The sequence below is a fragment of the Oceanisphaera sp. genome (assembly GCF_048268965.1).
In the GTDB taxonomy this organism is placed as follows: Bacteria; Pseudomonadota; Gammaproteobacteria; order Enterobacterales; family Aeromonadaceae; genus Oceanimonas.
In genome coordinates this window covers 1-5,226 of record NZ_JBLWUK010000060.1, presented here as the reverse complement: position 1 = coordinate 5,226, position 5,226 = coordinate 1, and the positions used below count along the sequence as shown (strand labels likewise).

8 protein-coding genes are annotated in these 5,226 nt (G+C 55.1%); all 8 read left to right on the top strand.

Going from position 1 to position 5,226, the window contains the following annotated elements; all coding sequences use genetic code 11:
- Nucleotides 1-125 precede the first annotated feature (125 nt).
- A complete protein-coding gene (locus tag ACN0VL_RS15055; RefSeq protein WP_417618790.1) occupies nucleotides 126-812 on the top strand; it encodes a hypothetical protein in 687 nt (228 codons plus the stop codon).
- Nucleotides 809-1,114 carry a DUF551 domain-containing protein gene (locus ACN0VL_RS15050; protein WP_417618788.1) on the top strand — a complete coding sequence of 102 codons (306 nt, stop codon included), beginning with the start codon at nucleotides 809-811 and terminating at the stop codon, nucleotides 1,112-1,114. The genes ACN0VL_RS15055 and ACN0VL_RS15050 overlap by 4 nt, the downstream gene beginning before the upstream one ends.
- Before the next feature lie 71 nt (nucleotides 1,115-1,185).
- Complete coding sequence (locus ACN0VL_RS15045) at nucleotides 1,186-1,971, top strand: ERF family protein (protein WP_417618786.1); 786 nt, start codon at nucleotides 1,186-1,188, stop codon at nucleotides 1,969-1,971.
- Nucleotides 1,949-2,488, top strand: coding sequence for an HNH endonuclease signature motif containing protein (locus ACN0VL_RS15040; RefSeq protein ID WP_417618784.1), 540 nt, complete (start codon nucleotides 1,949-1,951; stop codon nucleotides 2,486-2,488). The genes ACN0VL_RS15045 and ACN0VL_RS15040 overlap by 23 nt, the downstream gene beginning before the upstream one ends.
- Nucleotides 2,488-3,096: a lambda exonuclease family protein gene (locus ACN0VL_RS15035; RefSeq protein ID WP_417618782.1), complete on the top strand. Its 609-nt coding sequence runs from the start codon at nucleotides 2,488-2,490 to the stop codon at nucleotides 3,094-3,096. The genes ACN0VL_RS15040 and ACN0VL_RS15035 overlap by 1 nt, the downstream gene beginning before the upstream one ends.
- 9 nt (nucleotides 3,097-3,105) lie before the next feature.
- The gene (locus ACN0VL_RS15030; RefSeq protein ID WP_417618780.1) at nucleotides 3,106-4,197 is read left to right on the top strand and encodes a hypothetical protein; all 1,092 of its coding nucleotides are present in this window, start codon (nucleotides 3,106-3,108) and stop codon (nucleotides 4,195-4,197) included.
- Between the two features lie 36 nt (nucleotides 4,198-4,233).
- Nucleotides 4,234-4,608: a hypothetical protein gene (locus ACN0VL_RS15025; protein ID WP_417618778.1), complete on the top strand. Its 375-nt coding sequence runs from the start codon at nucleotides 4,234-4,236 to the stop codon at nucleotides 4,606-4,608.
- A 17-nt stretch (nucleotides 4,609-4,625) separates the two neighbouring features.
- A partial coding sequence (locus ACN0VL_RS15020) for a recombination-associated protein RdgC (protein ID WP_417618776.1) occupies nucleotides 4,626-5,226 on the top strand: 601 nt, incomplete at its 3' end.

Here is a 5,226-nt window from a genome sequence, read left to right as displayed (position 1 = left end):
CCGGAAGCGCTGGACGGATTGATCAAGGCAAAGGATGACGACGAGCTGTTAGCGCTGGCTAAGCAGATCAGGGATAAGCGCATCGAGATCATTGAAGGCTTGATTACTGACAACCTGGAGGCGGCATGAAAGAGCGCCCGATTTTATTCAATGCCGATATGGTCAACGCCATTTTGGCAGGCCGTAAGACGCAGACGCGGCGAGTGGTTAAACCTCAGCCACCATTGTGGATTGAGAGTGATCGCCCTGGCTTTAACGCTTTAACAAGACAATGCCCCTACGGCCAGCCAGGTGATCGGCTGTGGGTGCGTGAGACATGGAGCGGCGAGCATCACATGTCAGGCATCAAGCCTAGTCGTCGCGTTGATTACCCTGACAATACCAATTACATGCCCGCCTTGCCTGCCACTTGGTATTGGGCTGATGGAGAGCCAGGGCTTGGAGACTGGGAGCGTCCGCGCCCATCTATCCATATGCCCCGCTGGGCCTCACGCATCACGTTAGAGATCGTCAGCGTTCGCGTTGAGCGGCTGCTAAGCATCAGTGATGAGGATGCTATAGCCGAAGGCTGCTACACCAACGATGAATATAGCGACATGGCCGGTGAAGCCGATGTATGGCCCTGCCAAATCTGCGACGGCTATCAGGTGCATGAGCAAGGCAGTTTGGCGGGCGCATCTGAGGTTGATTGCCATAGCTGTGACTCACCAAAAAAGCGATTCAATCAGTTATGGCGGTCGATTAATGGCTTTGATAGCTGGGACGCTAACCCATGGGTATGGGTCGTCGAGTTTCGGAGGGTTGAGGCATGAGCACATGGAAAATCACCGGCCCGCCGCGCTTCTTTGAGGGCGTCGGCATGGTCTACCCAGTCACTAAAGGTGGCAGTCGCTTCAATGCTGCCGAGGAAGACGAGCTGAAGGCGCTGCTGGCTGGGTGGATAAGTGTAGAGGATCGAATGCCTGCCAATGGACAGACCGTAATTGTAACGGATGGCGAGAAGACCGGATCGCTTATGCGCCTAAGGCTTAAGTGGTTTGTGTATGGCTCAAATATCCCATGCAGCGACTTAGTCACTCACTGGATGCCGCTCCCAGCACCACCCGCCAACTAAAAAGCCCCTTACGTGCGCGAACACGTTAGGGGCCAGATCAACGTCGAGAAGATCGAATAGGAGAGTAACCAATGAGCAATGCAGTTGCAACAACTCAGGAAGCAAGCCCGCCAGTCGAGGCTCCACGCAACGAAGCCACCGCCATTATTCAGGTGATCGAGCGGGCGGCAATGAATCCCGATGTCGACATCGACAAGATGGAGCGCTTACTGCAAATGCAGGAGCGAATCCTAAACCGTAATGCTGAACAAGAGTTCAACCAGGCAATGGCAAGGGCACAAACAGATATGCGCCCCGTAGTTCGTGACGCTGCAAATGAGCAGACACGCAGCCGCTATGCACGGCTAGAGACTATCGATCGACAGGTGCGCCCTGTCTACACCAACTGCGGCTTCTCTCTTTCATTCGGAACGGATGACTGCCCAATTGAGAGCCATATCCGCATCACTTGTGATGTGTCGCACACTGGCGGGCACACCAAGAACTACAAAGTGGATATGCCGCTAGATATGACCGGAATGAAGGGTAATCAGAACAAAACAGCTACCCATGCTCACGGCTCAACCATGAGTTATGGGCGCCGCTACTTAACCCTTTTGATCTTCAACATTGCGATGGCTCATGAAGATGACGACGGCCAAGCGGCAATTGAGCACCGTTCGGTAACGCCCTTCCAGATGGGGCAAATATCCCAAGTGCTTGGCCAATGCTCTGAAGCGACACAGACATGGTTCGGCGAGACCTTTGGAGCGCCTAGCAACGTGCCTCGCAAGAACTTTGACAAGCTGATGGCGAAGCTCATTAGCGCCCGCGAGAAAAATCAGGAGGCTGGTAATGCAGATCATCAGGGAGCTTGAGCAAAGTGGGTCGCCAAAACCTAGCCGTTACGATTTAAATCAGCATCGACTACAAGAGGTTCTCGAGTATTTCCCTGATAGCGGCCTGTTTGTCTGGCGAGCGCCTACAAAATTCCACCCTCGAATGCTTCACAAGACCGCCGGCGGTATATCTAGCGGCTATGTGATGATTAGGGTTGATGGGCATAAGTATAAAGCGCACCGGCTAGCGTGGCTTTATGTCAACGGAGAGTGGCCGCCATCTGATGTTGATCATATTAATGGCTGCCCTCTCGATAACAGAATATCCAACCTTAGGCTCGCCACTAACGCACAGAATCAGGCTAACAAGACCAGGGCGCTTGGTAAGGATTTACCAAAAGGCGTCAGGAAGCTTCCTAGCGGTCTTTTTCAGTCAAGGATACGTGCTGACGGAGTGGCTATTAGCCTCGGCTCTTATCGTGGGCAAGAGGAAGCCGCTCTAGCCTATGCATATGCAGCACGCCACCACTACAAACAGTTTTCCAGGAGCGCGTAATGCAAATACTCAAATTTGAACAAGGTGATCCTGAGTGGATAGCCGCCCGCATGGGCATTGTCACCATGAGCGAGCTGCAATGCTTGCTGGTCAATGGCAAAGGCCCTGGCGGCTTTGGGACCGGTGCTATCACCTACATGAATCAGCTTATTGGCGAGCGCATCACCGAGGAGCCCGCCGACGCCTTCCAGGGCAATCGCCACACAGAACGAGGGCATTTACTCGAACCCATGGCCCGCGAGCTGTACACCGAGCGCACCGGCAGCGAACTGGAGCAAGTAGGCATCATTCTCAACCATGGCGCCGGTTACTCGCCTGACAGTTTGGTTGGCAATGATGGCCTGACCGAGATCAAGACCAAGCTGCCTAAATATCAGGTCGAGGTGCTGCTGGCAGGAGAGATACCAGCTGAGCACGTCGCCCAATGCCAGGGCGGGCTCTGGGTGAGTGAACGCGAGTGGATCGACTTCATCAGCTACTACCCAGGCATGCCGCTGTTCGTTAAGCGCGCTTACCGCGATGAAGTGATGATTCGCAAGATTAGCCAGCGCGTAAAAGATTTTTACGAGCTTTTGGACGAACGCATGCAGCAAGTAATGGCTGCTTAGGAGAACAGCATGGCCGAAGTAGCCGAGAAAGAATCGACTGATCTAATCACGGTGCCGTCCAAAGAGACGGCACTTGACGTTTTTAAGGGTGAAAAAGGGCTCGATCCCTACCTGCAAACCATCCGGCAGGAGCTTGATGCGTTTCTTGCTAATCCTCCGGGGCTGGATACAGCCAGCGGTCGCAAAGCCTACGCCTCGATGGCCCATAAGATCGCCCGAAGCAAAACGGCTATCGACAATATCGGCAAGGAGCTAGTAGCCGACCTCAAGCAGCTACCCAAAACCATCGACGCCGAACGCAAGCGCTGGCGTGACCAGCTAGACGCGTGGCGTGATGAAGCACGTGGGCCGCTGAATGAATGGGAAGCTGCCGAGGAGACGCGGATTGCTAAGCATAAGACCGGCATCGAGGTAATGCAGCGATTCGCAGAGGAGCTGGATGACGAAGATGCCAGCACCCTGTCGGCGACCATCGCACACGTCGAAGCTATCGAGATCGGCATCGAATGGGAGGAGTTTGAAGCCGAAGCACACCGCGTTAAAGCAGCGAGCCTTGCCACCTTAAAAACAGCTCTTGAGCGTCGCCAGAAATACGAAGCCGAGCAGGCCGAGTTAGAACGCCTACGCCAGGAGGCGGCGGCACGCGAGCAAAAAGAACGAGAAGAGCGCATCGCTCGCGAAGCAGAAGAGCGCGCACGGCGCGAAGCTGAGCAAGCCGCCCAGGCAGAGCGCGAGGCAGCGGCACGGCGGGAGCAGCAAGCCAAAGACGATGCAGAGCGCCGCGAGCGTGAGCATCAAGAGGATATCGCTAAAGCGAAGCGTGACGCAGAGCTTGCCGAGCAGCGAGCTAAAGAGGAGTACGACCGCAAGGAGCGTGAGCGTATCGCTGAGCAGCAACGCCAGGAGCAGGCCAAGCTCGACGCTGAACGACGCCAGCGCGAAGAGGCCGAGCGTCGCCAAGCCGACGTTGAGCATCGCCGACGCATCAATCAAGCAGCCATGCAGGCCATGATCGATGGGGGAATGCCGGAGCAGTGCGCCATGGATGCCATAAAGCTGATAGCCCAAGGCAAGGTGCCCGGCATCACGATCAACTACTAGCCCCTCACGCAGGGGCTTTTTTTGCCGAGGTGAAAAATGATCACGACTATTTCGCTTCCCGAATACTCAGCCTCGCTTGGCGAAGACATTAAAGAGCAAGAGTTTGAATGCAGCGAATGCGACGGCACTGGCGAATGCCCCTGCTGTGAGCGGGATTGCAAAGCGTGCGATGGAACTGGCTCGAAGCTGAAAACGCTATCCGATAGCGAGATCCACGCTATGTATTTCGATGAGGTGATTGAGAGCCTGAAAAAGCTATGTGCCTTTTCCAGTCGTCACGACTTCCTCGCTGAGGCGGGTGACTTCATTAAGCAGAACGGCAGGCCTGATATGCGAAGCGCTTGGCTCAGCGCTAACGATTGTCACGAAGCGCCTTATATCAGTCAGCCAAACATCAACACCGTTCATTGAGCGCTGGAGTTAATCAAATGTGGTTCAAAAACCTACACGTCTACCGCCTGCACGCCGAGCAGGTGGCTGGAATTGAGCAACTAGCCGAACAGATGGCGTGCTATGCCGCCAAGCCGCTAGGCGATGCAGACGCCCGCCGCCTGGGTTGGACGGCACCCGCTGGCCGATTGGGCAATGGCCAGCTTGTTCACGAAATACAGGGTCACCGGCTCCTGTCCGCACTGCGCCAAGAGCGCTTGCTTCCCGCGTCTGTCGTCAAAGAGGAAGTCGAGGAGCAGGTAGCCGACATTGAGTCCAGCGAAGGCCGCAAGGCAACGCGCAAGGAAAAGACAGCGCTTAAAGAGCAGGTCACTGAGCAGCTAATGCCTCGCGCCTTCGTGCGCAGTCAGAAGATTGATCTTTGGTGGGATACGGAGCGGCAACTGATCGGCGTTAATGCTAGCTCACGCGCCAGAGCCGAGGACGTGCTTGATCTGCTTCGTGAAACGTTGGGCAGTTTGAAAGTGACGCCTCTAAGTAGTCAGGTGTTGCCGATTCGAGCAATGACGACGTGGTTGGATGATTTTGCTAGCCGACCCGACGATATGGAGGTGGGTGATAGCGTCGTTCTTAAAGCTA

Bases quoted from the DNA above. Each gene is read 5' to 3' on its own strand.
- ACN0VL_RS15030 (WP_417618780.1), top strand. From the start codon at position 3,106: ATGGCCGAAGTAGCCGAGAAAGAATCGACTGATCTAATCACGGTGCCG.
- ACN0VL_RS15050 (WP_417618788.1), top strand. From the start codon at position 809: ATGAGCACATGGAAAATCACCGGCCCGCCGCGCTTCTTTGAGGGCGTC.
- ACN0VL_RS15035 (WP_417618782.1), top strand. From the start codon at position 2,488: ATGCAAATACTCAAATTTGAACAAGGTGATCCTGAGTGGATAGCCGCC.
- ACN0VL_RS15040 (WP_417618784.1), top strand. From the start codon at position 1,949: ATGCAGATCATCAGGGAGCTTGAGCAAAGTGGGTCGCCAAAACCTAGC.
- ACN0VL_RS15055 (WP_417618790.1), top strand. From the start codon at position 126: ATGAAAGAGCGCCCGATTTTATTCAATGCCGATATGGTCAACGCCATT.
- ACN0VL_RS15045 (WP_417618786.1), top strand. From the start codon at position 1,186: ATGAGCAATGCAGTTGCAACAACTCAGGAAGCAAGCCCGCCAGTCGAG.
- ACN0VL_RS15025 (WP_417618778.1), top strand. From the start codon at position 4,234: ATGATCACGACTATTTCGCTTCCCGAATACTCAGCCTCGCTTGGCGAA.